Origin of the sequence: Butyrivibrio sp. FC2001 (genome assembly GCF_000424125.1) — a bacterium.
In the GTDB taxonomy this organism is placed as follows: domain Bacteria; phylum Bacillota; class Clostridia; order Lachnospirales; family Lachnospiraceae; genus Butyrivibrio.
In genome coordinates this window covers 263,797-290,383 of record NZ_AUJH01000004.1, presented here as the reverse complement: position 1 = coordinate 290,383, position 26,587 = coordinate 263,797, and the positions used below count along the sequence as shown (strand labels likewise).

Annotated in this window: 26 protein-coding genes and 1 pseudogene; 3 read left to right on the top strand and 24 right to left on the bottom strand. The window is 40.8% G+C overall.

From position 1 onward, the window contains the following. Positions 1–112: 112 nt before the first annotated feature. The 3 genes from G601_RS0103365 to G601_RS26600 all read right to left on the bottom strand — a co-directional run bounded on the left by G601_RS0103365 (position 113) and on the right by G601_RS26600 (position 1,325). Positions 113–574 carry a GNAT family N-acetyltransferase gene (locus G601_RS0103365; protein ID WP_026664478.1) on the bottom strand — a complete coding sequence of 154 codons (462 nt, stop codon included), beginning with the start codon at positions 572–574 and terminating at the stop codon, positions 113–115. Between the two features lie 14 nt (positions 575–588). Then, positions 589–1,041: a DUF3795 domain-containing protein gene (locus G601_RS27175; protein ID WP_081673361.1), complete on the bottom strand. Its 453-nt coding sequence runs from the start codon at positions 1,039–1,041 to the stop codon at positions 589–591. Positions 1,042–1,148: 107 nt separating this feature from the next. Further along, entirely contained in the window at positions 1,149–1,325 is a 177-nt protein-coding gene (locus G601_RS26600) for a DUF6609 family protein (RefSeq protein WP_207638011.1), read from the bottom strand. 358 nt (positions 1,326–1,683) lie between these two features. Here G601_RS26600 and G601_RS25985 point away from each other — a divergent pair, with 358 nt between their 5' ends. After that, entirely contained in the window at positions 1,684–1,848 is a 165-nt protein-coding gene (locus tag G601_RS25985; RefSeq protein ID WP_155829462.1) for a hypothetical protein, read from the top strand. Positions 1,849–2,044: 196 nt separating this feature from the next. On the opposite strand, the gene G601_RS0103350 is transcribed toward G601_RS25985, so the two are convergent. The 5 genes from G601_RS0103350 to G601_RS0103325 all read right to left on the bottom strand — a co-directional run bounded on the left by G601_RS0103350 (position 2,045) and on the right by G601_RS0103325 (position 7,259). Then, positions 2,045–2,257 (bottom strand): hypothetical protein, encoded by a 213-nt coding sequence (locus G601_RS0103350; RefSeq protein WP_026664477.1) that lies wholly within the window; start codon positions 2,255–2,257, stop codon positions 2,045–2,047. A gap of 435 nt (positions 2,258–2,692) precedes the next feature. Beyond that, positions 2,693–3,544 carry a hypothetical protein gene (locus G601_RS0103345; RefSeq protein WP_026664476.1) on the bottom strand — a complete coding sequence of 284 codons (852 nt, stop codon included), beginning with the start codon at positions 3,542–3,544 and terminating at the stop codon, positions 2,693–2,695. 172 nt (positions 3,545–3,716) lie between these two features. Continuing rightward, positions 3,717–4,793: a hypothetical protein gene (locus G601_RS0103340; protein ID WP_026664475.1), complete on the bottom strand. Its 1,077-nt coding sequence runs from the start codon at positions 4,791–4,793 to the stop codon at positions 3,717–3,719. Positions 4,794–5,035: 242 nt separating this feature from the next. Next, a complete protein-coding gene (locus G601_RS21750) occupies positions 5,036–5,848 on the bottom strand; it encodes an esterase/lipase family protein (RefSeq protein ID WP_035790232.1) in 813 nt (270 codons plus the stop codon). A gap of 151 nt (positions 5,849–5,999) precedes the next feature. Beyond that, positions 6,000–7,259 (bottom strand): hypothetical protein, encoded by a 1,260-nt coding sequence (locus G601_RS0103325; RefSeq protein WP_026664474.1) that lies wholly within the window; start codon positions 7,257–7,259, stop codon positions 6,000–6,002. A gap of 461 nt (positions 7,260–7,720) precedes the next feature. Here G601_RS0103325 and G601_RS0103320 point away from each other — a divergent pair, with 461 nt between their 5' ends. After that, entirely contained in the window at positions 7,721–8,371 is a 651-nt protein-coding gene (locus tag G601_RS0103320) for a prolipoprotein diacylglyceryl transferase family protein (RefSeq protein ID WP_026664473.1), read from the top strand. 281 nt (positions 8,372–8,652) lie between these two features. Here G601_RS0103320 and G601_RS26385 read toward each other — a convergent pair whose 3' ends face one another. The 4 genes from G601_RS26385 to G601_RS0103300 all read right to left on the bottom strand — a co-directional run bounded on the left by G601_RS26385 (position 8,653) and on the right by G601_RS0103300 (position 12,026). Continuing rightward, positions 8,653–8,796 (bottom strand): hypothetical protein, encoded by a 144-nt coding sequence (locus G601_RS26385; RefSeq protein ID WP_196808798.1) that lies wholly within the window; start codon positions 8,794–8,796, stop codon positions 8,653–8,655. Positions 8,797–8,961: 165 nt separating this feature from the next. Beyond that, positions 8,962–9,909, bottom strand: a complete 948-nt coding sequence (locus tag G601_RS21745; RefSeq protein ID WP_051205538.1) for a CPBP family intramembrane glutamic endopeptidase — start codon at positions 9,907–9,909, stop codon at positions 8,962–8,964. A 207-nt stretch (positions 9,910–10,116) separates the two neighbouring features. Beyond that, the gene (locus G601_RS0103305) at positions 10,117–11,199 is read right to left on the bottom strand and encodes a hypothetical protein (protein ID WP_026664472.1); all 1,083 of its coding nucleotides are present in this window, start codon (positions 11,197–11,199) and stop codon (positions 10,117–10,119) included. Further along, the gene (locus G601_RS0103300; RefSeq protein WP_155834443.1) at positions 11,196–12,026 is read right to left on the bottom strand and encodes a leucine-rich repeat domain-containing protein; all 831 of its coding nucleotides are present in this window, start codon (positions 12,024–12,026) and stop codon (positions 11,196–11,198) included. The genes G601_RS0103305 and G601_RS0103300 overlap by 4 nt, the downstream gene beginning before the upstream one ends. A gap of 492 nt (positions 12,027–12,518) precedes the next feature. Between G601_RS0103300 and G601_RS0103295 the strand changes: the two genes are divergently transcribed. Beyond that, a complete protein-coding gene (locus G601_RS0103295; RefSeq protein ID WP_026664470.1) occupies positions 12,519–12,890 on the top strand; it encodes a hypothetical protein in 372 nt (123 codons plus the stop codon). A gap of 652 nt (positions 12,891–13,542) precedes the next feature. Here G601_RS0103295 and G601_RS0103290 read toward each other — a convergent pair. From G601_RS0103290 to G601_RS0103235, 12 genes and pseudogenes are all read right to left on the bottom strand, one after another. Continuing rightward, positions 13,543–13,731 carry a hypothetical protein gene (locus G601_RS0103290; protein ID WP_026664469.1) on the bottom strand — a complete coding sequence of 63 codons (189 nt, stop codon included), beginning with the start codon at positions 13,729–13,731 and terminating at the stop codon, positions 13,543–13,545. Between the two features lie 166 nt (positions 13,732–13,897). Continuing rightward, entirely contained in the window at positions 13,898–14,323 is a 426-nt protein-coding gene (locus G601_RS0103285) for a DUF3021 family protein (protein ID WP_026491851.1), read from the bottom strand. Positions 14,324–14,345: 22 nt separating this feature from the next. Then, positions 14,346–14,795, bottom strand: coding sequence for a LytTR family DNA-binding domain-containing protein (locus G601_RS0103280; RefSeq protein ID WP_026491850.1), 450 nt, complete (start codon positions 14,793–14,795; stop codon positions 14,346–14,348). Next, positions 14,795–15,706 (bottom strand): ABC transporter permease, encoded by a 912-nt coding sequence (locus G601_RS0103275; protein ID WP_026664468.1) that lies wholly within the window; start codon positions 15,704–15,706, stop codon positions 14,795–14,797. Before G601_RS0103275 ends, G601_RS0103280 begins: the two co-directional genes overlap by 1 nt. After that, positions 15,706–16,620, bottom strand: coding sequence for an ABC transporter ATP-binding protein (locus tag G601_RS0103270; RefSeq protein WP_026664467.1), 915 nt, complete (start codon positions 16,618–16,620; stop codon positions 15,706–15,708). The genes G601_RS0103275 and G601_RS0103270 overlap by 1 nt, the downstream gene beginning before the upstream one ends. A gap of 132 nt (positions 16,621–16,752) precedes the next feature. Then, positions 16,753–17,712 (bottom strand): nucleoside hydrolase, encoded by a 960-nt coding sequence (locus tag G601_RS0103265; RefSeq protein ID WP_026664466.1) that lies wholly within the window; start codon positions 17,710–17,712, stop codon positions 16,753–16,755. A gap of 3 nt (positions 17,713–17,715) precedes the next feature. Further along, positions 17,716–18,978 (bottom strand): ABC transporter substrate-binding protein, encoded by a 1,263-nt coding sequence (locus G601_RS0103260; protein WP_026491846.1) that lies wholly within the window; start codon positions 18,976–18,978, stop codon positions 17,716–17,718. A gap of 72 nt (positions 18,979–19,050) precedes the next feature. Next, a complete protein-coding gene (locus G601_RS24645; protein WP_196808797.1) occupies positions 19,051–21,663 on the bottom strand; it encodes an ATP-binding protein in 2,613 nt (870 codons plus the stop codon). A gap of 74 nt (positions 21,664–21,737) precedes the next feature. Next, positions 21,738–23,471, bottom strand: coding sequence for a hypothetical protein (locus G601_RS0103250; protein ID WP_026664465.1), 1,734 nt, complete (start codon positions 23,469–23,471; stop codon positions 21,738–21,740). 484 nt (positions 23,472–23,955) lie between these two features. Then, a pseudogene (locus tag G601_RS0103245) lies at positions 23,956–24,678 on the bottom strand (amino acid ABC transporter ATP-binding protein); the annotation flags it as partial. After that, entirely contained in the window at positions 24,675–25,355 is a 681-nt protein-coding gene (locus tag G601_RS21735) for an amino acid ABC transporter permease (protein WP_051200903.1), read from the bottom strand. The pseudogene G601_RS0103245 and the gene G601_RS21735, both read right to left, overlap by 4 nt. Beyond that, positions 25,342–26,529: a glycosyltransferase gene (locus G601_RS0103235; protein WP_026664463.1), complete on the bottom strand. Its 1,188-nt coding sequence runs from the start codon at positions 26,527–26,529 to the stop codon at positions 25,342–25,344. The genes G601_RS21735 and G601_RS0103235 overlap by 14 nt, the downstream gene beginning before the upstream one ends. Between the last annotated feature and the right edge of the window lie 58 nt (positions 26,530–26,587).

The window sequence follows — 26,587 nt, the reverse complement described above, 5'->3', positions numbered from 1 at the left end:
GGTTCTCTTTCCTTTAGAATGCTGGCTTTACTATGTTGGGGAATACTATGGCACTAATGCGAGATTTCACAGGATGTTTGTAATGAAATAAGCTGTACTATCAAATCCAATATTAAAGTAATTCCATGTTGATCGATTTCTCAGTAAACCCACATTCCTTATACATTTCATATGCAGCGTGGTTCATTGCATTTACCTGAAGTTCTATTCCATCAGATCCAGAGCTATCTTTCAACTCTCTTACTTTTTCAAAAAACTGATGTCCAATTCCTCTTCCTCTATATTCCTTGTCAACAGCCATAGTATCAATAAATACCACTTCTCTTGTAACATGGGCAGGGCTTTCAATATGCTTGTATGTTACTTCAAGAACTCCGGCAACTACTCCATCCACATCAGCAACAAAAGCATTTCCACTATTTATCATAAGGTCAAAAACGTCTTCTGATATGAGGTTTTCATTAGATTTATAGATATCAGGTCTCCATGCTACATGCATTTCTTGAACCTGATTCATTATTCTCCTGACAGATTGATAATCCGCTTTTTCTACATTTCTTACCAATATATTCATTATTTTGTTTCCTATTAAGATTTATAATTGCTAAACTTGGAAAATCTCTTAAATGCTTCTTGATGACTAGCAGATTCTTGATAAAACTCTTTCATATCATCGCATGGGAATACATCACATGATGCACAAGAGTCTATTCTTTTTTCTCTGCAGCATTTGACGGGCATGCATTCATCTCCAGCTTTCCATTCTGTGAGCCGGCAAGAAGGGCACTTTCCTTCTGAGAAATCCGGACATTTCGAACAATTTACACCACAATATGCCAATTGCTCACGTAGCTGCTTTACAATTTCAGCCTGTTCCGCCGCAGACAACTCTGAAAGGTATATGCAGTACTCATTTGGATATCCCCCGACAAACTTCATATGCTCCATGCTTATCTGTTTAGGATCTGTAATCCATAGTACCTGTTCTCCCCAGAAATCTTCTATATATTTCAGTCGCTCTCCATTATAGATAATGTCCATGATACTCCTCTATTCTATCTATATCCGCCGGCATAGTAGCTTTTGTTTTTTACTATTCATATTAAATTGCCTTAGGTTTTCACGCTGCTTTTTCCTTGAGGCTCCACTTAGATGGTTTTGAAATAAAGAACAGATATGCTCCAGCCATGAACAACAAACCAGAGCAGCAAATGGATTGCTGTTGCCAGAAGCACTCCAAGCCATATTTGTCTCCAATGCCATCCCGGTATAAACGGACCGGCAATAGCGAACATCAGAACAAACAGCGCCGTTATACTTACCATTGTAGCATAGAAAAAGTAGTATTTATCCCACAAATACAGCGAATTGGAGAAGGTTGAAAGATATTAGCTTTTAGGTATTCTGCTAAGGACTGGATAGTTTAAGTTGTGTTTGAGGCTGATCAGCCTTCAATATTTAGAGTTTGCTTTTAATTAGAGCCCCTTTTTCTATTGAAGTTAGTGTGCCTGTCAGTGAACTTATTATTCGAAAAAGTGTCCCCCAAAAGAAATAAAAAAACATATGAATTTGCCCTAAAGTAATTATGTGTTTGCATCGATATATTTTCTGTGAGCAACAAGAACATTCAAATGGCCAGAATGAATGAAAGAACATATTTATGATTTTTGGAGGTTTTCACTTATGTATACTTACGAACTCTTTCTTTCAACAAATGTAAATGGCAAGAAAATCCACTTTATCAATACAAATCACAAGGTTGACAAGCTGAATAAATGGCTCAAAAAGCTTGTTAAGGAAAATACGATTACTGAAGACGTTGCAAATGCAGTTGCTTTTGTGTGGTAAATAGAAATTTTATCTTATGTTGATGTAAGGGTCCGGAAGGATCCTTTTTTCATGGCTATTTTAAAGTCATAAAATAGATAAGTGAAAATGGCAAAAAAACAGCCAGAGTGTCTCTGGCTGCTAAAAAAGGGAGAAGAAAAAGGAAATTGTTAAAGGCATTTTCATGTCGGGGCTACATTGGTAATTACTGGTCAACTCAACCGTCAAAATGGTTGATGCAACCGCAGTGTGTGCATTCTGCATGGGACTGGCTGATATCTACATTTATATTCTTGTGGCAGCTCTGACAGGAAATTTCCATCATCTGAGCATGATCGGGGTCTGTTTCTCCATTACTGGTGAAACTGTTACCGGAAATAAGAAGTGCTGTCATCACCATTACTGATGCTATTTTAATCATGTTTCCCATACATCGTTCCTCGCTTTCGAGAATCAAATATCTTTCTATACTTTTATTGTAAATACCCCTGTCCAACAAATGTCTAACAAATCTTTTAGGCATACGATATTTTTATCAAAGAAATAATGAAAACACATGTGGGGAATAGTAATGGAAGATACTTCACAATATTTACACAAAGCGGATACTTTCTTTTACGATTTGGGAGTTATGATAATACTCAATTAAGAGAGTTACCTCTCTTACTCCCTCATAAGAATAAAAACTTTTCTTCAAACACATAGGCTGGCAACTCCCGTGACAAGGTGCCAGCCTTCCCTCATTAATCCGAATAAATGCATCACATAGAATATAAGAATTCACGCAGTTTTACTGAAACCTTCTTGCAATTAAAAAATCCCTTAACTGTCCTTTAAGTGAATCAGTTAAGGAATATATTCTTTCTTATGCTGGCGGAAGCTGCTTTCCAAACTCATCATTTAGAGTTTTTGCAATCTCCTGGCATGTGCCTGAACCAAGGCCTGCTTTGGCAAGTTCCATTCTTATATTCATCTCGAATGTTATCTGATTGGAATTCTTACACACTTCAAGTAAGGTCTTAGCATAACCGCTGTTTGCAGCTCCCAGCACTTTTTTTATCTGTGCAAGCGTCGGGATCTTTACGGCTGATTTCTTTGTTGCTGGAGCTTTAGGTGTTTTTTTCTCCTTCTTTTCAGGTGTGCTTTCCTGCTTTGGCGCAAAGTCTGTCATCTTATTTGTGATCATGGGTCTTTTCTTTGTTGGTGCTGACTTTGTTTCTTTCTCACCTGTTTCAGCCTTTGCTTCCTTATCCGAGGCTTTTACTGTCTGTTTCTCAGAAGCTGCTTTTTTCTTTTCTATCTGCTTCTTTGGAGCCTTCTCCCCAGCAGGTTCAGACTTCTTCTCTTTTACTTCAACTTCTATGCTCACTTTTTTGCGTGGCTGCTTTTTAGAAGAAGCTTTTGCTCCTGAAGAAGGAGCGAGTCCTTTCTTTAGAACATCATCATCTGTATATAATTCATATTCCTTCTCGGCTGCTGTGAGCTGACCTATGAGCATAGCCTGGGCAATGCGCAGAATATTCTTTCCTTCTGCAGAAGTATCCTTTATTTCAGGAAGGAGCTTAACCTCCATATTCCTTAACATCGCATTCTGATATGCAGACACCGGTATGGAATCGTTTGCTGAAGCTATTACAATTACCCTGTCCTTTGCAGTATCCTTTGTGCTTAATTTTTCAGGGAAATACCCCTTGCTGAGAACTATGATATGTAACATTTGTGCCTCCTAATATTGTTATATGTTGTGCTATTCAAAATAGAACAATTGATAAAATATGAAATAGATATTCTTAAGTAAATAGAATGTGTATGTAAATACAATAGCATATTTTCTCTATGTACTAAATCATAACACATGATATTTCATGGTGAGTCTACACCATAAATAATCAACAATATTTCTGAATATACTCACCGAAAAATGGCAATGTAATCTCCGCTACGCCATAAGACTCTGAGCTATCCAGAAGTAACCCCATTTTTTTCAGCGCAGTACTGTTTACCTGATAGCTCCCCTTACCATCCAGCTCCTCTAGAACTTCTTTTCTCTTTTTGGGACCTGAAGAAACTATTCTGAGAATTTCCCGTTCTCCTTCAGGGAGTTCTCTCCATATCTTCTCATAGCATTGAGCGAACAGCTCACTCTTTGCCTGCTTTAGCACATATTCTTCGCCCTTGTCTTTGTGTTCGAAGTATGCACTTCCAAACACCTGATAAGCATAGGCAAAGCCTTTAGTCATCTTGGCAAAAGAAATAGCTTTGTCTTCATCCATCTGTGCCATATCTTCATACTTGATTGCCATTGCAGGCATAGGAAATGGCTCTGTTCTCAGTTCGGCCGCCCTCTTAAAGAAAGTAAGATTTGGAACTTCGCCCAACTCATAGAAATTCTGATAAACCCCAGAGCAAATAAGATAAACAGGCCATGGCGCTGCTATTTCATCCTCCAAAGTATTTCTTATCAGCTTCGCATATACTGAGCAGAATTCAGTCATTGCGTCGGTCTTTGCTATATCATCGATACCAATCATAATCTTCTTTTTCGCCTTGACTAAAATGCCAATAAGTTTCTCAAGACGCACTTCATCATCATAATCCGTTTTTGTATCAACACCAGCATTTATTCCAATAAAAGGTATTGAAATGCTCAAATTAGTTTTTTCTGCCAGCAGCGCTTTTTTAACTTCCGGCTCAAGCAATAGATAAGATATCAATGTGCTTATCTGATTTCTTGCAGATGAGACATCGTAAACCAGCCATCCTTCAGCTTTCATGTCCACAGTTTTATAATGTCTAAGGATATTTCCAAAGATAACGGTTTTCCCTGATCCTCGTATTCCAGTTATCTTGTATACACTCTCAGATGGCTGTGGATACAAGAAGTTTTCATAGACTTTTTCTTCCAAAGTGGTGGTAATATTCGCATCACCAACTCTTCCAGGTGTATGTGTAAATGGATTTTTCATAATATCCTCCAATACAACTATTTACATGTTTGATACAATATTACACCTATTTACACCTCTATACAAGTATTTACAACGCAGATATAGAATTACAACTATTTACAGATTTTATATGAGTAGCTACAGCTGTACCGCCCATTTTAGCTGGTATGTATGTATACTTAACAAAAAGATGAATCTGTTACATATCATGTAGAGCAAAAAGTAATCTTATATTTTTCCTTCTGGGAGAAATATGGTTTTTAATATCCCATCAGCATCAGATCATTAGCAACACCAACGTAAAACTCCGTTATATCAGACACTCCTTCACCCTGCTTTCTTGTAAGCCTTATACGGCGCATGTCTACTTCGTCGCAGTGAGAAATTCCGCGCCTTGAATTACTTCGGACAATTCCCTTAAAGTTAGTCCACTTCACAGACTCAGGTGTAAGGAGTCCATCGTTTACTCCTTCAACGAGCCATACGACCAGACTTGGGAACCATAGAAAAATATCACTGAATGGACTTTTCATGGCAAATGCGTAGCTCTGGTAATAGGTTTCTGGAGCATCGGGATACTCAGCATTAAACTTTGCTGCCCCATCTGTAGTGAACGATTTGAATACGCTGTAGGAATCAGGCTGTTTGTCACCAAGAACTCTGAAAACAATATCCGTGCACTTTCCGGCTATACGGACAAGAAAATCCGGGAGCTTTAAAAGCTTATCAACCGTGACGGATCCGTTGTGCGGAGTACTCATGGTGGTTACTGATGCAACCTTATCTCCCAGTCCATACTTTGCTATTGCGCATCTGATATCAAGGCCTCCTTTAGAATGGGCTATGACGTTAACTTTATCAGCCCCGGTCTTTTCAAGAATTTCAAATATTTTGTCACGAAGTACCAGCGCATTTGTCTCAATAGAAGCGTTGCTGTCCTGATTTCCATAGAATATCTGACAGCCTGCTGATTCAAGGGCAGCTGGTATTCTGCCCCAGTAGTTTAGATATTTACGGTCCCTAAATCCCATCCCGTGAACCATGAGAATAGGATATTTTAATTGTTTCTCCATAATAATTCCCCCAAATGCTTTTGTTTCTACCACAATACACCTATCTCCATCCCATGACCATTCCCATTTATTGCAAATAGAAAAGAGTATTTTACAAAAAAAGAACCATAGATAATTCTGCCGCCGGTACTAATCAGGAGTTTTTCCTGCATTAGGAGTTTCCACCTACATTATCAAAACTTATAACCTCTGCACCTTCAAGCTCTGTAAAGAGCTCCTCGTAGCGGCTTTTCGCAGTCTGTGCGTCATAATCTTCGAACTGGCTGTTGCAGGTCTTGTAATAGTATATTTCGTTACCGTTCTCATCATATTCTTCATATGCTTCCTCAGTCTCGATAAGACAACCGCTGTCTATCAGGTATTTGAATATGAAGTGGTGTCCGGCAACATAAAGATTTCCATCCTTTATTTTCAGTGGATCTGCTGTGCCACTTGATGATACTGTAGCAAGATATGTAGGGACTCCGTCTTTATAAAAGAAAATCTCAGAATCTATTGCTGCATAAACTCCGGATTCCCATTCGTATGTTCCGCTTGATACCAGAAGTACATCGGAATCTCCGATGGTGGCATTTGCATAGCCCATGCCATCTTCAAGCTTATCAACAATCTGTGTGAATGTATCACATCCGGAAATATCTATGGAAGACTTCTCAGCTGTTGCCACATATATATCTGCAGGGTTAAAGTCCGCAGGAGCATATGAACCCTCTGCGCCGTCCTCTGAATCAGATTCACCATCTACTCCGGGCTCGTTCTCTTGGCTATACATCTGCTCAGCAACTGCCTGGATGTCAAATCCGTCAAGGTCAGAAGCTTCGACAGACAGGGAATACGCTATTCCAATTTCAATATCGTACCAGGTACAAAGATCGACCATGCCATCATCACCGACATAGCGGCTGACCTTGCCCTCCATATGCCCTTCACCCCAGTTAGCTAGGGTTACATCATCTGTAGCAGTCCATTCATAGTACATGCCGGAAATATCTGCATATTCATCGGCTCCATACTGGGCTCTTGCAGTAAAATCCATATCATCCATACTAAAATCCAGCTGTATCAGTGGACCCTGGGCTCCGGGATCATCGCTCTTTTCCCCCATCATGCTCCAGCCTGTTACCTTACTGCCCTCGGGCGCTTTAAACAGGCGTGGACAGGATGATTTTGCTTCATCCTCTGTGCAGTCTCTCCAAGGATTTGCCATGCCTGTATTTTCTTCATTAGTTGCTGATTCTTCACTGCTTTCAGAAGCTGTTTCGCTGCTCTCATCCTCTTTTTGCTCAGATTCAGTCTTGGAGAGGTCGCTTCCAGTATTAGTACTTACCTCTCCTTTGGTATTTGAACCGCACGCAACAAGCTGTGCTGCCATAAAGGATGCAATTATTAGGCTTACCAATCTCTTTTTCATCACATGTCTCCTCATGCTGTAAACTGACTATTATTACTATAAAATTCTACCATATTACGTCAACAAATATGGATAAAATTGCACAAATACAGTTGTTAATGTCTACTGCCCGTGGTACTTTAAAAGTGGTTGTTGAAAGCTGTATCAGCGCATTCATAACAAGGGGGATGATATGAAAAAAAGTGTGAGGGTTTGTTTCTTGAGCATTCTTTTAGCTATGGTCATGGTATTTTCCTTTAGCTGTGCTTCTATTGAGGCAAATGCATATACTTCCAAATGCATGAGTAAGACCGCGAAAAAGAACATCAATAAGTATGTTTTGCCAAGGTACTTCTTGTCATTTATGTCATCGAGATAGTATTTATGGTTATCGTAGCAGTCATTGCGATAATAGCATGTGCTACTATCCTGTCATCATGTTTTGGCGGATATAAAGGCTGTTTTAATATAGGGTGATAACTATGTACCGGATAATGATTCTTACATCCTTTATTATTGGAATAACAATGTCAGCATATCTTCTCAGAAGGAAAAAGGTTCCTTCCAGGATAATCGTGATGTCGCTTGCTTTGGAGCTTTTGCTCTGCGTTTATCTCTCTATTATTGCGACTTATCTTCTCTCCGGTATGGGCGGATATGGACTAAATAGTACGGGAGGAGCTGTGGGAATGCTCCTGGGGGCATTCATATTTTCGTTTATAACGCCGCAGTATAAGGAAGCTTTTTGGGATGCCTATACGCTGGTACTTCCCCTTATGTACGGACTTGGAAAAGTTGGCTGCGCATTTGCCGGATGCTGCGGGGGAATTTCATATAACGGAATATGCCATATACACACGCAGGAAGGCGACGTTTTTCCTGTCCAGATCTTAGAAGCATCTGTTTTCCTTCTTATATTTGTCATGTCAGCTTTTGTGTATTTTAGGAACCGTTTTGACCCGTTAAAGGCTGCCATCATATACAGCCTGGTTAAGATAATGCTTGATTTTTTGAGAGCTTCACATGCAGATAAGATTGTAAGTGAAAACCAGATCATGTGCGCGGTAGTTATAGTGCTGCTTCTGGTGGTAAGGTTTAGGGGAAACTATGGGATTAATAAAGAAACTGTTTAAAACAACCATAACCTTTACTTTCTCAAGGGCTTCTTTTGCAGCATTTTTAAAGACAAGATTGCTTCTATACGGGGGTGTGACATGACTTATGATTCTCCACCCACAGTCTGAAAACTAATCACATCAGCGCTTTCAAGTTCTGTAAAGAGCTCTTCGTAGCGGCTTTGTGCGGTTGCCTCATCCTAAAAGATTTCATAGTATGGTCCTAAAAGAAAACTTCTAATCTATTTACCGGAAGGTCTTCTTAACGATCTTGCTTTTTCTTTCACAGATGCTGTCCTTTACACGCCCTTCGGATTCGGCCCCCATTGGTTCTCGCCCGGCTGTGAATCCTTGAGGAACCACCAGAATTCACTTCTTCTTGCTCTTCCCTTGAAGTCTTTGAAATTTGTAAGAACTGATTTGATTGATTCGGTAAAAGACATATTGTTCCTCCTTGTCGCATATGATAATCGGTTTATGCCAATTATCGTATATAAACACTCAAAATTGTGGTTTTTCGACTATTGGGTATTTTTGAGCAAAATGCAGTCAGTGGGACTGTTTATACCTACCGGATACAGATAACGACTTCACTGTGAATCTGCTGATTAAGCCTTATTGGTTGGCTGGCAAGAGCGCTCCCTCAGTTCTGCCAGCCTGCCAGATTTGAAGGCCAGGGCAAAAGATACCAAGGCCAGTAATAATCCTATTATCAGCAATGATACTGCTCCTTCAATTCCAAAGGTAGTATCGTAAAAGAGCTTGCCAGAAGTATTTACAGCATCCAGCCCGAATACTGACACCACGGAAACAACACCGCTGTTTGGCAGGCCAAAGAAGAAGTTCTGCATAAAATTCCAACCGGTGTGAATACCAAATACCAGCCAGATGCTTCTGCTCTGCCATTTTGCCATGGCAAATGCCAATCCGATGACCATGATGTTGATAACTGCCAAAATGGAGACTCCATTATTAAACATATGTCCAAAACCAAAAATCAGACCGCTCATAATGATAGCAAGCCAGAGCGGATAGTTTGCATGGATGCGTTCATAAAGAAATCCGCGATACCACATTTCCTCTGATGCACTCTGAATAAACACACATACCAGCGCAAAAAGAATAATTGGAAGCTGTGATAAGGTAAATCCAAAGGACAGTTTTATATCACCATGAATTACCGCTGCAAGAACACATACTCCATTCATAAAAAATCCGATCAGCAATCCTAAAAACAGCGCCTTAAAACCATTATTTTCATAATTCATCGCAAATGAGTTGTAAATAAACCTGTTGCCTTTTACAAGTCCGGTAAAGAGGATTATCCCAATAAAAGGTATTATACGAACCAGATAGTTTTCTATTATAAAAATCAAAGCTTCACTGACGCCACCGCTAACAAGAAGGGGATCAATAAGCATAACCACAAGTTTTACCAGACTAGAACACACTCCAACATACAGGAGTATCATGATCACGATAATGAAAAAAATGCTGTCAGTGAATTTGACCTTTTTCCTGGTAGCTTTACGATTTTCTGCTTTCATTTCACTCATGGCATATTCCTCCTTCACAAAACGCCGGTTTATATCTGACTTAGTACGACCTCTTGCGGATACCGTAAGCTCCCAAAGTACGTGCGCTAACGGTAATCTTACCGCCATACAGCTCGTCAATTATCTTAGGATATCTTATTTACAGAAAAACTTTCACACACTCGCTTACTATGGTGCAAATGCCCTTCTGCTAACGTAGCTTAATCATTAATCGAGCATATCCAGAATTTCTTCTTTTTGATATTCACCATATATCTCTATATAAGAATATGAATTCAGCTCATCGATTCTATCTTTAAGCTCTTCGTCGGATAAAGCTTCATCAGTATAATTGATATATTTTGTCTCCGTAGATTCGTAGAAGCCTATCTCGTCATATAAAGTAGTAAGCATATTGTCTTTTACCGAATATATTGTATTGCCATACTCTTCCATACCGTGTCCGAAAGAGCGGAGTGTGCTCTTATATGGCGCATATTCATAATATACGCATCCTCCTACTCCATAAGCACAATCGATAAGCGGATGAGTTACTTTTCCATCAGAGAAACTGTAAATATTTAAATATCCGGCATCTTCAACCAGTTCCGGAATATCGTCATCGTCCAGATAGATCAGATTATATGTGTAATCCGTTTTACCAAGCTCATGTAGACGGATCAAAGCCTTATAAGCCTCAGCATAAGAACTGATCTTTCCTGTTTCAAGCCCTCCGGTAAGGAAGTTTTCAATCTTGTCTGCACTATACTCATCGCCTATTTCGTCCCGGACAGAGTCCCTGGTCTCATTATCAGCACTAAACAAAAAGCTACCCCTATCAGATTCAGGAGCCCTTCCTTCGTAAAGCCAAAAGGTCTCATTATTTCTACGGCCCTTCCCAACTATGATCAGATCAATAATTCCGTCAAATGTATAATCACAAGCCGTAACTTCCTTAATTGTGAGTGGCAAGGTATCATTGATAGTGCAAATGAGTTCTCCGTCCTTTCGGTATTCCATTTTGGCATCTTCTGAAATCTTAGGTACATACAGTTCATGCTTCCCATCTTCATAAGGGTAATCCAATTTTATTAAAACATCAGATTTTTCATAGGTGCTCCAAATGTATTCAGCCGGTAAAAATTTCTCTTTTTGAGGTTCTTCTTCAGCTATTTCATCTGTCTTTTCAGCTGGTGTTTCTACCGGGGCTTCTTCTTGTTTACTGCATCCTGCAATTATAAAAGTCATGAATAAAGTCAAGGTTATAATTCTTCTTTTCAATTCTCTAAACCCCTTTTTACTGGTTGTCATGCTTTTTTCTTTATGTGGTCATAATAGTAATACACCTTTTTAGCACCGCGGCGCTTCGCCTTGATAGCAAGATCCTTGGAAGCATCACTTAATGTGGATTGGATAGTCACCTTTTTGACATTTTTGAATGCATTTGCCTGAACATCTACGGGAGGTAATGTGTTTGAAATGTTATTCCAAACAATGGTGTGTAATTTCTTACAGTTTTTAAAGCAGTTTTTTCCTATAAAAACAGGCGTTGTATTCAGATCGATCTGAATCAGTTTCTTACATCCCTTAAAAGCATTTTTCCCTATACGAGTTTCAGATGAGGATGTCAGGTTTGTTCCCAATGTAACTTTAGTTAACCCCGTACATCCTGCAAAGCAGTTATTCGGGATATCTAACAGATATTTATCCTTTGAACCATAGCTAATGCGATCCGTTGAAAATGCAGGCACATCCACTGAAACAATTTTCTTGCAATTTTTAAATGCACCGGAGGTGAATCCTGTAATATGGAACTGCTCTCTTGTTCTATCGCAAGTTACATCTAAGGTGATACCTGCTTTATCCGTGCCAACAAGGAACGAGGATGATGACATCGCTATTTTCTTTGCCTTTTTATAAAATGTCGGATTAAAACCTGCGATCAAAACCTGTCCAAAATCACCGCTAGCAGTTTCGGGCTCTATGGTACATGCCTTCGTCACTACATACTTATACTTTTCAGAATAAAATGTAGCACCCTCCGGAAGATGCTCTGATGCACATACACTTATTTTTGCAACTGAAATTACGCACAAAGCGATTGCCAGCGCGTAGAGAGACTTAAAAACTTTTTTCATAATGATTCCCTTCTCCTTTTGATTTTTGTTGATTGAAAACAATTAGCTCCCCCATTAGTATTCTAATATTTCAATCTGCATAATTCCATCATATTTTCTATATTTATTTTTTTAATAGACTGTCCCACCTGGCAGCCAACACCTGTGTCAATCAAAAAACAAATACCAGCTAATGAATGCCAACCCATACGTGTGATAATTGTGTGATATTCCCTCTTATATGATTCATACATAAGTTTTGATGAAAAAAAGCTTTTCGAAGTAAATGAGACACGAGACGGTGCATACTTTGTATATACAGGTGACTGTGCAGGGACCTGCTATGTAGGCTTTAACGTAATTGATGGAAAATCTCCCACTGAAGTTCTTGGCAAAAAGTCAGAGAACTGGAACCCTGATGATACGATAAGAAGTGAAGGGTTTTTCTATGGAGATAACTGGTCATATATCAGACGTCTTAATCCCACAGAAGGAAAAGTACCTGTATATGAGATGTATGAAGCAGCAGAATATAATGGAAAGGTTTTCCTTGTTGAGATTTATCAGACCATGGGAAATAATGACCGTATGAATTCCCAAATCAGTTACAACTTATCAATGGTGTACGATACTCTGGACTTTGATCACTTCGCTCCCCAGACAGAGTTTTCCAACTATCTCGGAGCCTACCAACACGTGTATGACGAAGCAGTAGATGGGCAGGTTCAGTTAGTTACTGATACAATCACACTTAATCCTGATCACACAGGAAAATGGAAATGCAGGATGAAGTTGATTTCTATTGGGGCAGTTCCCAGTTTTTCATGGATTCCACCTGGAACAACCGCAGGGAATTCACAATTGAAGGTGACTACATTTATGTAAATATGGACGATAACAATTGGGTAGAATTCATCAGAGTTGAAGAGGAAGACTTAGAGTAAGAGGCTTTGAAACATTATATCCCGAAATTATTTCCATCTATAACTCTTTTGGGAAACATTCCCGGAAGGTCGATATTACTTGAAAAATTCTTACTTTCGACTATTTTCGCGTAGGATTTAGCAGCAATATTGTCTTTTCTACTTGTCCCAGCCTGGGTTTTAGTATTTATCAAGTAGTTTCTGCCTTAGTATTAACTCTTTCCTACGAGTCTTATCTATTCCTAAGCAATTTTCACGTAGTCGATTGCTTTTAGGTGGCCATTTCCTACGCGAGAAATCCCTGCTTAACCATTTTTCACGTAGTTATTGCCCGAATGGCAATTTAGGCTACTTGACCTTATTTGCTTTGTGGCGTTCGACGTGTAGTTACACTTTTCATCCCCACTAATTCATTAAACAGCAAGATAATGTCAGTTTGTATTATTAAGTATAACCCCCCTTAGTGGGGCTAAGCTGCAGATCGGTGGTGCTAAATAAAAAACAATAGTGCTGAACAAAGATCAGCAACGAACACAAAGTTCTGAAGACCACCAACATTAAGCTAAATATTGTAACAGATCATAACAGATAATTATTTTGGGTATAATTGTTTTTTATTCTAAAACTTCAAGATCAGACTCACTGTAGTAATACGGTGTGGGATTTTCGTGGTCTCCATCTATATCAACACCAATATTATGGTCCTCTCTATTGCGCAGAATACTTTCAACTACTCCTGTATAACCCGCATTAACCTCACAAGTCTCCTTAATCCTTACTTTCATTCCAAGTTCGATTTTCATATCAAAGCCTCCTTCTTTCTGCTATATTACTGCCATAATTATACTACTTCTCCACAACTAAACTACTGAATGCCGCAAACAACTCTGGTTGTTCCTGCTTCATTCTTATAGGTCGTCCTTCATGATTTAGAAATGCATGAGAAGATGTACCCTTGCATACCGTATTTTAATCCTCTTCTTTATATTTTTTAAGCGCATCTGTCATTTCATCTGCTTCTCCCTTTGACAGCATATACGAAATCACAGCTGAAATGATATAAACACCGGCCACGCTTAAGGTTACGGCAAGGCCGCCCTGCAACGTGAGCTCAAACCAGTTAAATCGTGTGCCAAGAGTCATTATGATCACGCACAGGATCAGGTAATGTGCGATGGTAAGTAATATTCTGACAGGCACGCTGATCGGCTTTCTGGGATTATATGAAAAATAAGCAGCCGTTACCAGTGATGTCAAAAAGCTTGCCCCGAAAATCTGCGGAATAATAGCTGTCCAGATAGTATCGTATTTAAAAATATTGATCCAGACTATGACCATTATGCCTGTATTTATGATCAAAAACCATTTTAAAAATTCAGATAAAAATGCTCTCATAATATATTAGTAGTCCTCCGTTTTATTTCCCGATACCGAGCTTTTTCTTAAGCTCGGGGACATAGCCCCTTGAAATGATGATATCTTCGCCGTTTTTTAAGCTGGCGATGAATCTTCCGTTAAATTCAGGGCTTAGATGATCGATGGATTTTATGTTAACGATGGCATTTTTGGATATTCTCAAAAATGAAGAATTTGCAAGAAGCTCTTCTATTTCAAAGAGCTTCTTCCTGGTTTCAAAGCAGTTATCCCTGGTGTAAGCAAATACGCGATTATCTGTTGCATCGAAATACAGGATATCCCTGATGGGAACCATAAGAATGCTCTCGTTTGCATAAACAGCCATAGTGTCCTTGCTTACGCCGTCCTTGAGACGACGGATTACTTTAAGAACCTCGTCGTCCAATTCTGCCATCTTTATGATGATTTCATCTTCTTCACCGGGTAACGGTGACTCAATAGTAATTTTCATTATCTGTCTTTCTTCTTGCTTATTGTTAGGAAAATAGTGGAAATGATGATAAAGACTACCCCTACAGCAATAAGTATACCCACTTTTCCCGGCTCAGACAATTGATTGTTGTTAATGAAAATGTCCATGCCCATAGTGCGGTCAACCTCCGTGCGTACTACTTCGGGCATTCCATCGAAGAAGGTGTTTTCAAGAGGAGCCATCATTACCTTTCTGAAAAGTGAAGTTCCGTAAATGAAGGGAAAAAGCTTAACAACATGCTGCATTGTGCTGCTCATGGACCCAATGGGGAAATAAATTCCGCCAAGGAAGCCTGAAAGTGTACCAAGAATAATTCCGATTCCGCTCCATGCACTCTGGCTCTTGATGATTGATGCAAGAAGGAACATTACAGCTGAATATACAAAGTTATTAAGCATTATCAAAAGAAGAAGCTTAACGTGTACCTCAAAAGGAAGAACTTCCATCCCCTTTACTACGCCTATAGCCTCTGTAAAAGCAAAGGTTATTATGCTCATGATGACACCGCTGATCCAGGCACCTGAAATATATCCAAGTACGAATACAGGTCTTTTAACAGGCATTACAAGCAGTGAATTCAAGCGGTTTCCTGTTCTGTCCTTAATCATATTTGAGAAAAATGCGTGAGTAACTGTTGATGCATTTATTGTCAGTATTCCTGCGCAGGTCCAGAGAAAACTGAACTGCTCTATTGTCTTGACATCGCTGTCTGTGCCTCTTCCCGGAACCAGCTTTATTGCATCAAGAAGCTCGCCGTTGTTGATATCTCCAAGAAAAAACACCATCAGAACTATAATGATTATCATTGAAAGAAGTGAAAAAAATACAGCTGAGTAATCTCTAAAATATAAACTTATGTTTCTCTTATTTATCGCAAAAAAGCTTCTCATTATACTGCCCTCCCATATTCATTAGTGACATTCAAAAATACGTCGTCCATCTTGCCCTGTATTATTTCAAATCCATCAACGATTCCCTTCAATTTGCCTGCTGTTTCCGCTGCAGCAAAGGGATTTTTCGATTCAACACATCCGCCATAGGATGTTGTGATAAGCCTGTCTTTTCCTATAATATCCAGGACCTTGTCTCTGTTATTCTCGCTGAAATACAGCTTTAAACTGTCTTTTGCAAATCTCTCCTTTAATTCAAAGGGAGTTCCTTCCGCTAGCTCTTTTCCCTTACTGATGATTATGATCTTGTCTGCTGACTGCGCTTCTTCCATGTAGTGAGTCGTCAGGAAAACTGTCATATCAGTATTGGCCCTAAGCTTCTCAACTGCGTCCCAGACATCAACACGGGTCGCAGGATCAAGGCCGGTTGTGGGTTCATCCAGGAAAAGAATCTTAGGCGAATGCATGAGAGCAAAAGCAATTTCACATCGCCTCTTTTGTCCTCCCGAGAGAACTCTGTATCGCTTATTCATAATATCTGAGAGTTTCAGGATATCTGAAAGATCTGAAAGACGCTTGTTTATTGTACTGTCGTCCAACCCAATCATTTTTGAGCGTGTGACAATGTTTTCTTTAACAGTAAACAAGTCATCTAAGACATTTGATTGATAGACAACTCCGATTGACTGGCGGATTTCCATATCTTCCTTGCCAAGCTTGTAGCCACAAAGATATGCATCTCCGCCATCCGGAGTAAGTATGGTTGAAAGCATGTTAACCGTCGTGGATTTTCCTGCTCCGTTTACGCCCAGAAATCCAACGAAATCGCCCTGCTTTATTTCAAAACTGAGATTATCAACCGCAAAGAATTTTCCGTATCTTTTTGTAAGATTTTTTATCTCTATTGAATTCATTTGTGCCTCCCCGATTTATCTGTGGTTATCTGTTAATCGGATAATACGGCACAAACTGAAATTGGAAAACGGATTATGAAGTAAGTTGTATTTTTTAAGGGGTAAGTTGCAAATTTGATAGTATCATCTCAATCACAGATCAGCATTTATAAGGTCCCTATAATACTCATTATCCTTACTTTTCCTGATTCTGTAGAATTTCCCCTCTGGACAGTCCTCTATAATATCAGCTCCGTCCTGATCAATTTCGATATTACATTTTTCACATGTTATCCCATGAATTTCAGCATCTATAAAATTAGCACAAACAAACACTGTAAAAGCATCCCAGGATGGCGTTCCATTTTCAGCGCCTCTGTTCTTCAATGCCCATGCAAGGTAGTCGGTTTCAGCCATGTCCTGAAGATTGCCGCCGCACATAAGCGGGCCGCCAAGGTCGTATGTATATATGAAAAGCGGCACAGCGCTGTCCCAGTTTTCAAATACATATCCGGCACTAACAGGTGCAAATGGCACATAGGCATAATTAAAATCCACGCCCGCGGGGTAAACACCGCCGGTCACGTGTAATTCCTTTACCTTTTCTCTTATAAGTTCCATCCCGCTAAGAGGGCTGTACTCATCTCCTTGTGAGATCATAAGCTCATAAATATTTGTAAGATAGCCTGTGGTGACAATAGATACCGGTGCTTCGGCTTCGGCAAGTGTCCTTCTTAGTAGCTTAACAGCATCTATCTTCTCATTACTTGATGCGGTTTCAGAAAGCTTATCCCAATATGCCGGGTGACTGGTATCGTTCGGGTACGGACTAACTCCTACAGGAACATCTCCAAAGCCTTCTTTTGTAAGCATCCCGGCGATTGCATCTTCATTACCCATTACATTACTTGTAACGGCTAGAAGCTTCACTTTATTCCGGGCATCATATACTTCAGCAAGGCGGATAGCCATAATATCATCCGCATCCTCGCACATATCCACATCAAGTATCATAAGTGTGGCATTATCGTCAGCTTTTGCATCAATACTAAAAAAACTGAGTCCTATCACGAATGACAGCAATAACGCCAGTCTGGTAACAACATACTTCAAACTCTATTCCTCCGGAATACTTCCGTAAGCAGCAACAGCCTCATCCACTGTCATCTCGCCATTTCCAACAGCATAAATAGCAGCTCTGAATTGTCTGACCGCAGGATCCAAAAGACCGGTTTCCTTGTCGCTAAAGCTCCTGTCAGCAGGTATATCAGCCAGGGCAGAATAGATTTCATCAGACGAAAAATCGTCAACAGGTGGAATCAGTCTCTTTAAGCCTGCCATGTTGCCAAGCTCCTTCTTGCTGATAAGAAAGCGCATAAATTCATTGGCCATGTCTATATTTCTGCTGTTTTTATTAACGGAAAAACAAATACTGATTGAGTTGATAAAATAACCGCCGTCGTCACCTGCAGGTGCGGTAAAGAATTTATATTTAAAGGGATTCGCGGTAAAGGCATCAGACTTGCTCTCTCTCTTGGCTGTGCCCGAAACCACATCGCCTGTAGCAAACATCATCGGAACGTCACCCTCGAAAAATCTCATGATTACCGAGTCGTATTCGTCCACGATCTCCTCCTGGCATTTTGCAACATCAATGCAGTCAGAGTTCACAAATTCGTTAAGCCTCTCCAGAGCAGGACGCATCAGCTCTCCCGATGACGGCTCGAAGTTATTGAGGGCGTCGATTTTATCGCTGTTCTTTGTGACATTATATGCAAACATCGGATAAACGAAGCAGTTAAACAGACCGGATCCGCTGAACCTGTCCGCACCCATCATAGGAGATTCATAGCCTGCATTTTTTAGCTTTGTGCAGACCTCCATAAGCTCTTTGAAATTTGTCGGAACCTTTAAGCCTTCTTTTTCAAAGATATCCATGTTCACAAGCATTCCATATGAGGTTGTAAAAATCGGAAGCATTACAACATCTCCTGAATCCGTAGTCCTTATCAGTGACTCCCTGATGCAGGAATAATCGATACCGGAAGAAGAATCGGACAAAACCTCGCAGGCATCAAACATAGCATCATACATTTCATTGCCGACCATCCAGCTGCTAGTCGTAAAGATATCCGGCGGCTCGTTATTTACAAGGGCGCTTGAGATGACGTTATTGTAATCATCCATGGTTACATACTCTAAATTGGCATTGGGATAATACTCATAAAAGCGCTCAAACTCTGCTTCAAGCGATTCAAAGTTACCGTAACTGCCCGCAACAGTTAAAGAAAACTCCGTATCCTTGTCATACTTTGGAACAAAGGCAGCTTCCTCTTTTTTTCCATTGCCACAGCCCGGCAAAAGAAGCATAGTAGCCATACCTAAAGACAATAGCGTTTTAAAGGATTTCCTCATAAGAATTACCTCCAGTCATTATCTGCTAAGACTATCCTATTTATCCGATTCCTCCAGGTCCTTTAGTGGTTCAAGATCCTTCGCAAGCTGTCTGTACCTGGAAATTAGTTCGCCAAGTTCTTTTTCCAGTATTTCCTGATCACCGCTGTTTCCGGCCTTCTCAAGCCTTGCGGCGAATTCTCCCAGCTCCAGTGCGCCTATCGATCGTGAAGTGCTCTTAAGCGCATGTACCTTTATTGTTGTATTTTTTATATCTCTTTCGGCCCAGTATTTCTCGATTTCTTCCGCCTTCTTCTCCGCACTGCCAAGGTATGTCTCAAGAGCCATCAAATAATCCTCGCAGTCGCCGCAATAATCCAGCCCTGAGTCTATATCAAGCTCCTTAATATCACGCAGAAAATCCGGAAGCACATACTCGTCAGTGTCATTGTTATCGGATGTGGTGTCCTCCTTATCGGATACAATAGTCACCTTATCCTCAGGAAGATACTGTAATAACATCATCTCAAGACGTTCTGCATCGATCGGCTTGGTGAGATAGTCATCAAATCCGGCTTTCGTATACATCTCACGCATACCCGATATCGCATTGGCGGTAAGACAGATTACCGGTGTCTCTTTATTCGGAGTATCCGTTATGTCCTTCATCTCATTAAGGGTCTCTATACCATCTTTATCCGGCATCATGTGATCCAGGAAAATGGCATCATAACTTTTCTTGGCAAAAAGCGATATGCATTCATCACCACTTTCCGCCGTATCGATCTGTAGTCCTGTTCTCTTAAGCAGATTTACAAACACCGTGAGATTAACAGGAGTATCATCAACCACAAGCACCCTTGCCTCAGGAGCTGTGAACTTCTCATGGTAGTTTGCCCTCTCACTTGTTGAACGTCTGAAGGCCTCCTCGAAATCTCCAATGGGATCCCATTTAACGACCTTCTGCTCAAGTTCAAAGGAAAATACCGAGCCCTTGCCATATTCGCTCTGGACCTCAAGATGACTGCCCATCATGTCAAGAAATCTCTGGACAATAGTCATACCAAGACCTGTGCCCTCGATGTTCCTGTTTCTTTTTTCCTCAATTCGCTCAAAGGCAACGAACAGCTTATCAAGATCCTCAGGTTTTATTCCTATCCCGGTGTCTGCAACACTTACTTTAAGCCTGACCCTATCCGGCTTATCCTGCATCTTATCTGCATGTATGGAAAAGGTTATGCCCCCCTGTTTGGTATATTTAACGGCGTTCGAGAGGATATTAATGATTACCTGCTTAATCCTGATCTCATCTCCGTTAAGGACCATGGGAATATTTTTGTCTATATTCAGGTTAAAAGAAAGCCCCTTATCCTCCGCTTTCTTTTGCACCATATTTACAAGATCATTGAGGAGGGAAGCAAAACTGTAATCAACGTTTATTATTTCCATTTTTCCGGCTTCTATCTTGGAGAAATCCAGAATATCGTTGATGATGCCAAGGAGCGTGCTTCCCGCCGTTTTTATGCTCTCCGAGTGCATTCTGATATTATCGTCCCTGGTCTCACGAAGTATCATCTCGTTCAAGCCCAGTATCGCGTTCATAGGCGTGCGGATATCATGGGACATGGTGGACAGAAAGCTGGATTTGGCCTCATTGGCCTGATTTGCCTGCTTCGCAGCCTCTGACAGCTCGCGATTGTAATTCATCATTACAATCGAATTAAATATCAGAAGAATCAAAAAGCCAACTGTAGCTATTCCAAGAAGCTGCCAGTCTATGGACCTGCTTGCCACCAGATCATTCACAGGTATATAGGCAAGCAGAAACCATGTCGTCATAGTCTCAAGAGGCGTGTAGGATAAAATACAGTCCTCTTTCTTGAAGTTTTTGATCGTCATGGTACCGGTCCCACCGGCTATCTCCTTGATCACGCGCTCATATTCCTCAGACGTAGCCGCATTATAGGACTTGTAGTACTCAAAAAAATTACTGTTCTTAAAGGACTTACCGTGGACAACGTAATTACCTTCCTTGTCCACGAGACTTATCTCGACATTCTCGTATTCACCTTTGAGGAAAACCAGCTTTTGCTCAAGACGGCTCAAAGGAACAACACGCATCAGAAGGCCCTTCTTTTGCTCACCACTTTCTTTGTCAAGCACAGTCACATTGTTTAAGAACGCAATGGACTGCACACCATTCATAGGATTTGTGTAGGCTCTGGTGAGATTAACGACATCGGACGTATCGCTTACACTAATATTGTCAAAAATTTTTAGATTCTTGTAAGAAACCGTATAAACACTGGGGTCAGACACCCTGGCTGTCGTGGAAATGCCTTCCCTGTCAGGACTGTCAAGAAAGATCAGATGTCCCTCAATCTCTGATGAAATCTTGGCCTTTCTGATAAAGGATACAGCGTCCTCTGCCGTCATCGGGGCGCCATCCTCCGCTGAACGATTGATATAGTTCGCCCAAATATCACAGAGATGCTGCTCATCCTCAAGGTAATTGCCGATGATCTGATTTGTAGTCATGGTCATCTTTTCAAAGGCGATGATCTCATTTTTATTGCTCTCTTCCGCCTTAGTATTCGCATACCTGATGATAAAGAACAGGATAACTCCCATTATTAAGAGATTTATTGTTATTATCAGCCCTCTTTTCACCCTCTGGCCTCCGGCTTCCGGTCAATGTTTCTTTAAATCGATAAAAGCGCATAGATGTTTCCCGCTCTTTTTGATTATTTTCTCCTTATATAGTTATTGCATTCAGTGATGAATGCCTGCATATCCTTATACATCTGATCTATGGTTTCCGGATTTCCACTACCCAGATATGAATCATCTTCAATAAGACTATTGTAAAATTCTACATTTCGACCGTTGAAGTAATAATCCTTGAGAGTGAAATAAGCCATATAGATGTAAGGGAAATTATTATTTAAATTGTTCCCTATGTCTGTTCCGAAATAAAACTCATATTTCCGGCCAATTGATTCTCCCTGCTCTTTTAAGCTGTCCGGCATATGATTTTTAATAGAGTCCTTCACCCAGTTTCCAAGCCTGCGTGCTTCCTCCTGGACGCCATTACCCTCTCTGTAGGGGTTGGATGCGCGGAACCTTTTAAGAATATCACCTCTCACAAGGCCTTTAAGAGGATCATTGTTCGGAATTTTATCGTCGTCAGAGTCTTTAGCCTGATCACTGTCCTGGTTATTAATATCAGGATTTTCACAGTGACTGATAATTACCTTATTACCTGTTTTTTCATCAAGACGGATAAACGACGTTTCCACTCTTTTATACGCATATCGTAGACCGTCATCATCCTTCTGAGCCCTGCGCTCTTTGTTTTGGATAACATAGATATAACCATCAACGGCTTCAACAGTCTCAACCGACAATCTGGTATCCTTCTCACCGGTTAACTCTGTTTCATATCCGGAAGCTACCTTTACAAATTCGGCATCATCATTATAAAAGCCAATGTTCCCATGAGGATCAAGTGATGCAGTATTGGGCCTTCCTTCAACATAAAGAAGCTTGCCATCCTTTACCATGACAGTACGGGAATATCGCTCTTCTCCATCTTTTTTCTTCGTTTCTTCAGGAATGATTTCTTCAAGGCTGCCTGCTTTACCCACTTTTACTTTTACACAATTTGAACCTTTATAGATATAGCTTGAGCCCTCGTAAAAGACAAGCTGTAAATAAACATATCCGTCTTCTTCCATACATCTGCTTACACTGCCGGGCGTTTTTTTAGTTCCCTGCAGCTCCGGAAGCTCCCCGTAAACTGTTTCTTCACCTGTTTCTAAGTCAAATCCTGAAAGACTACCGTAGCCTTCTTTTTCCTTTGTAATACAAAAAAGCTGTGTCTTACCTATTCCTGCATAATCATATAACTTACTTGATGTAACAGGTTCCTTGTAGCCACCATCCTCATCACAGATATATAAATGCAATTTATGGTCTTTTGAATTAAAGCCACCTGTAACAAAGTATTTTCCTGAAGGCTGTGTGCCATATATATTTGTTCCCGGAAGCTCCTTTGTATCAGATCCATCCAATGAAACTGAGCGAACGTTATTCTGCCCGGCAGGGCGGTTAGAGCTTAGTATTAAGCGACCACCGGATATAACAATACGCCCCTGCGACATATCCTCGAAAAGCGGCTCTGTTTCTAAGGTTTTGCAATCCATAGCAACAATCGTGCCTTTACTGTTTGGAATATCCGCATAATTACCCCAGATTGCAGATTTTTTCATGTCATCTTCACTTGGAATTCTGAAATAAACGTGTCCGTTATATTGGACAAAGTGTCTCCCATTACCCGGGATTGCATCTGCTTCACTTGTTGCTTTAGCTGAAACTGTCTTACCGGCAGATACTTTTTCCGAGAAGCCTGTAAGAATTGCTGCCGTGAGCATAAATACCCCGATGCTTCTGATAAATTTCTGATTCCTTTTATACATAGTACTCCCTCAACTTTTTTATTATATTATCTTTTTTATTATACTATATGTTAATATGTGCTTCTGTACGACTCTGCTCACCCTTAAAATTGGTGACATTTCATTTCTTGCTTTACAGCTCTATCCTGATCCGGTTCCTGTCGCCCTCTCTTTGACAACTTATGCTCTTAGCCATCTTTTTAAGAATTGTTACTCCAAGTCCATCATCCTCCTGCCCGAAGGGATCAAACTCTTTTCCTCCGGAGGTAATGGCCAGCTCCGTTGTACAATTTGCTTCCGAATACGAAATATCTATATTTATATCCACTTCATCGCTTTTCTCATAGCAGCCACCCAGCATTTCGTATATGAGCTCCTCTGAGCAAATCTGAAGTCTGTAAATCTGCTTCTGACTAAGACCGTATTTTTCTCCAAATGACTGTATTCCGCCCTGAAGTGCCATCAGATCAAACCCACGCTCTTTTATCTCATAGTTGAAATACTTGATCTTCTGGATGAATGCTATGGTCTTTTCACGCTTCGGGCTATCAAATATCTCTGTGGGCGTCCCCTGCTCATAAATACCACCATCCGCAAGGAACAGCACCCTGTTCGCAACCTCTCTGGCAAAATTCATTTCGTGGGTTACAATAAGCATGCTCATATCGCGCTTTGCAAGCATTCGTATAACCGCAAGAACCTCGCCCACCATCGGCGGATCAAGGGCACTTGTCGGTTCGTCGAATAACAGAACCTTGGGCTCCATCATCAGGCAACGGCATATCGCTATTCTCTGCTGCTGACCACCTGACAGCACCTCAGGCCATCTGTGTGCTCGAGAAGCTAAGCCCACCTGAGAAAGCAGCTCCATTGCCTTTTCTTCAGCATCCTTTCTGGACATGCCCTTTAGCTTCACAGGAGCAAGACAGAGGTTATCCATCACATCCATCTCTGAAAAAAGGTGGAATTTCTGGAATACCATTCCCATGCTCTGCCTGATTTCATCCACATTTGCCCCTTGTTCAGTGATCTCGCGGCCATCTATGAAAATCTGCCCGGCGCTTGGCTTTTCCAGCAGTGTCAGTGACCTTAGGAGCACGCTTTTTCCACATCCGGAGCCACCGATTATGGCGATTCTGTCACCACGTTCAACTGTCAGATCTATTCCCTTTAAAACCTCATTGGGGCCAAAGGATTTTCTTAATCCCTTAACTTCTATAAGACTCATACGGCAGGCCCCCTTTTCTTTTCACTTATCTTATCTGTCAGTGTGAAAAAGCCAAACACGACGTAAGAAAAGGCAAGGTATATCAGCATACCGATGGAAATCGTAAGAAGCGGCTGCATCGTTCTGGCCGCAGTATTGTTAATAACCCTTGTAAGATCAGTGATCGTAACGTATCCAACAACGCTGGTCCACTGAATGAGGTTAACTATCGTGGACTGATAGACGGGCTTTGCAATACGGAGAACCTGTGGAAGTGTCACAAGGCGGAAGGTCGCCCACGCTGAAAATCCCAATGTTCTCGCTGCCTCTGCCTGTCCCTTGTCAGCTGCAAGAAGCGCTGAGCGCAGGAGCTCTGCCACATGTGCCGACACATTAAGTGCAAAGGTGATGATAGCTACTGTGAGAGGCTTTAGCCCTGCTTTTGCAAAAACTCCATAATACAAAAGCAGCAAAAGCATCAGCACCGGCGTTCCTCTCAGGATTGCAATATATCCGGAGGCAATCCCTCTGATTATGGGATTTTTACGCGTTCTAAAAAGACATACCACAGCTCCCAGCACGGTTCCCAAAACCAGCGCAGCAAACGATATCTGCACAGTTACCAAAAGTCCGGCCAGTATGGTCTTCCACGAATCTCCCGCAATTAAAATTTTGTCTAATTTTTCATAAAGAGTCATTGTACAAGACCTCCACCTGTTTGGTGATGATCTCGCCATATATTTCCAGTATACTGTCCACAAAATGTCTGTCGCTAAAGCGTGCTGACATTTCCCTGGCATTTTCTCCCATTTCCAGGCGCATATCCTCATTTTCAAGAAGCTGCATTACATGTCTGCCAAACTCATCACCATTTTCGAAGGAATATCCATTTACTCCGTTTTCAAGGATGCCCTTAAGGCACGGATCAGTTCGGCAGATAATAGGAAGTCCGCAGGCCATGGCCTCAATATATGAGAGGCTGTTCACCTCGAAATCCGATGCCGAAACAAAGAGCGTCCCGATATTATAAAATCGATAAACCCGTTCAGGAGAAACTCTTCCCGTGAAGGTTACCGCATCCTTTATTTTTAATTTTTCAGCCTGTTTCTCCAGCTTTTGCCTATATAAACCATCGCCTACAATAACAAGCTGAATATCCGGATCCTTTTCCAGAAGCTTTTTCGTCCATTCCAGAATGTCTGTTATTTTCTTTTCCTTAGCAAGTCTTGCTACTACAAGAAGAATCTTCTTATTGTCCCGGATACCGTATTTTCTCATTAATTCCCTGCGCTCACCTGGCGGAACGCTCTTTTGAAGCTTATGCAAATTTATTCCATTATTTAAAACTGTAGCTTTGTCCTTTATGAATTTATGCTGATCGAATGTCAGCGCTTTTTCAGACGGCAGTATGACACGACTTGCGTGCTTATATGCAAAATATCCCCATACTATCGGGGCTATGGTTAATGGAAATGTATTATGAAATCTGCCAAAAACATATTTTGCATAATCTGTGTGAGATGTCATGACTAAGGGCGCACCACAAGCATCCGAGATCATATTTGCAATGATCCCGGTGGAGCCCTCTGTATGAGCATGAATAATATCAGGCTTCCATGCGACTATTTCATCGATAAATGCATGCTTTCGAACAAAGCTCTTTTTCCATTCCGGCCAAAAAGCTGATCTGTACGATTGCAGATAATAGTCATCGCCATTTTTATAGTTGAACTTCTTATCCGATAAAGTAAGGACCCTGACGTCGATTCTGCGTCTTCTCATCTCATCAGCACAGATGGCTGCGATCTGGGCAACGCCGTTTATCTCATCTCTGTACCCATCGGAAGTAATTAAGACCTTTAGACGGTTCATATGCAATCCCCCTCGAATTTCATTCCCATCTAAGATTGGTATTAAATAAGCTTCTTAA

Bases quoted from the DNA above. Each gene is read 5' to 3' on its own strand.
- G601_RS0103280 (WP_026491850.1), bottom strand. From the start codon at position 14,795: ATGAAAATTACTATTGAGTCACCGTTACCCGGTGAAGAAGATGAAATC.
- G601_RS0103350 (WP_026664477.1), bottom strand. From the start codon at position 2,257: ATGGGAAACATGATTAAAATAGCATCAGTAATGGTGATGACAGCACTT.
- G601_RS27175 (WP_081673361.1), bottom strand. From the start codon at position 1,041: ATGGACATTATCTATAATGGAGAGCGACTGAAATATATAGAAGATTTC.
- G601_RS0103300 (WP_155834443.1), bottom strand. From the start codon at position 12,026: ATGAAAAAAGTTTTTAAGTCTCTCTACGCGCTGGCAATCGCTTTGTGC.
- G601_RS25985 (WP_155829462.1), top strand. From the start codon at position 1,684: ATGTATACTTACGAACTCTTTCTTTCAACAAATGTAAATGGCAAGAAA.
- G601_RS0103345 (WP_026664476.1), bottom strand. From the start codon at position 3,544: ATGTTACATATCATAGTTCTCAGCAAGGGGTATTTCCCTGAAAAATTA.
- G601_RS21735 (WP_051200903.1), bottom strand. From the start codon at position 25,355: ATGACTCTTTATGAAAAATTAGACAAAATTTTAATTGCGGGAGATTCG.
- G601_RS0103325 (WP_026664474.1), bottom strand. From the start codon at position 7,259: ATGAAAAAGAGATTGGTAAGCCTAATAATTGCATCCTTTATGGCAGCA.
- G601_RS0103260 (WP_026491846.1), bottom strand. From the start codon at position 18,978: ATGGCTACTATGCTTCTTTTGCCGGGCTGTGGCAATGGAAAAAAAGAG.
- G601_RS21745 (WP_051205538.1), bottom strand. From the start codon at position 9,909: ATGAGTGAAATGAAAGCAGAAAATCGTAAAGCTACCAGGAAAAAGGTC.
- G601_RS0103340 (WP_026664475.1), bottom strand. From the start codon at position 4,793: ATGAAAAATCCATTTACACATACACCTGGAAGAGTTGGTGATGCGAAT.
- G601_RS0103235 (WP_026664463.1), bottom strand. From the start codon at position 26,529: ATGAACCGTCTAAAGGTCTTAATTACTTCCGATGGGTACAGAGATGAG.
- G601_RS0103365 (WP_026664478.1), bottom strand. From the start codon at position 574: ATGAATATATTGGTAAGAAATGTAGAAAAAGCGGATTATCAATCTGTC.
- G601_RS0103290 (WP_026664469.1), bottom strand. From the start codon at position 13,731: ATGAAAATCGAACTTGGAATGAAAGTAAGGATTAAGGAGACTTGTGAG.
- G601_RS0103305 (WP_026664472.1), bottom strand. From the start codon at position 11,199: ATGACAACCAGTAAAAAGGGGTTTAGAGAATTGAAAAGAAGAATTATA.
- G601_RS26385 (WP_196808798.1), bottom strand. From the start codon at position 8,796: ATGTCTTTTACCGAATCAATCAAATCAGTTCTTACAAATTTCAAAGAC.
- G601_RS0103250 (WP_026664465.1), bottom strand. From the start codon at position 23,471: ATGTATAAAAGGAATCAGAAATTTATCAGAAGCATCGGGGTATTTATG.
- G601_RS0103270 (WP_026664467.1), bottom strand. From the start codon at position 16,620: ATGAATTCAATAGAGATAAAAAATCTTACAAAAAGATACGGAAAATTC.
- G601_RS0103320 (WP_026664473.1), top strand. From the start codon at position 7,721: ATGTACCGGATAATGATTCTTACATCCTTTATTATTGGAATAACAATG.
- G601_RS0103285 (WP_026491851.1), bottom strand. From the start codon at position 14,323: ATGAGAGCATTTTTATCTGAATTTTTAAAATGGTTTTTGATCATAAAT.
- G601_RS0103295 (WP_026664470.1), top strand. From the start codon at position 12,519: ATGTATGAAGCAGCAGAATATAATGGAAAGGTTTTCCTTGTTGAGATT.
- G601_RS26600 (WP_207638011.1), bottom strand. From the start codon at position 1,325: ATGGTAAGTATAACGGCGCTGTTTGTTCTGATGTTCGCTATTGCCGGT.
- G601_RS21750 (WP_035790232.1), bottom strand. From the start codon at position 5,848: ATGGAGAAACAATTAAAATATCCTATTCTCATGGTTCACGGGATGGGA.
- G601_RS0103275 (WP_026664468.1), bottom strand. From the start codon at position 15,706: ATGAGAAGCTTTTTTGCGATAAATAAGAGAAACATAAGTTTATATTTT.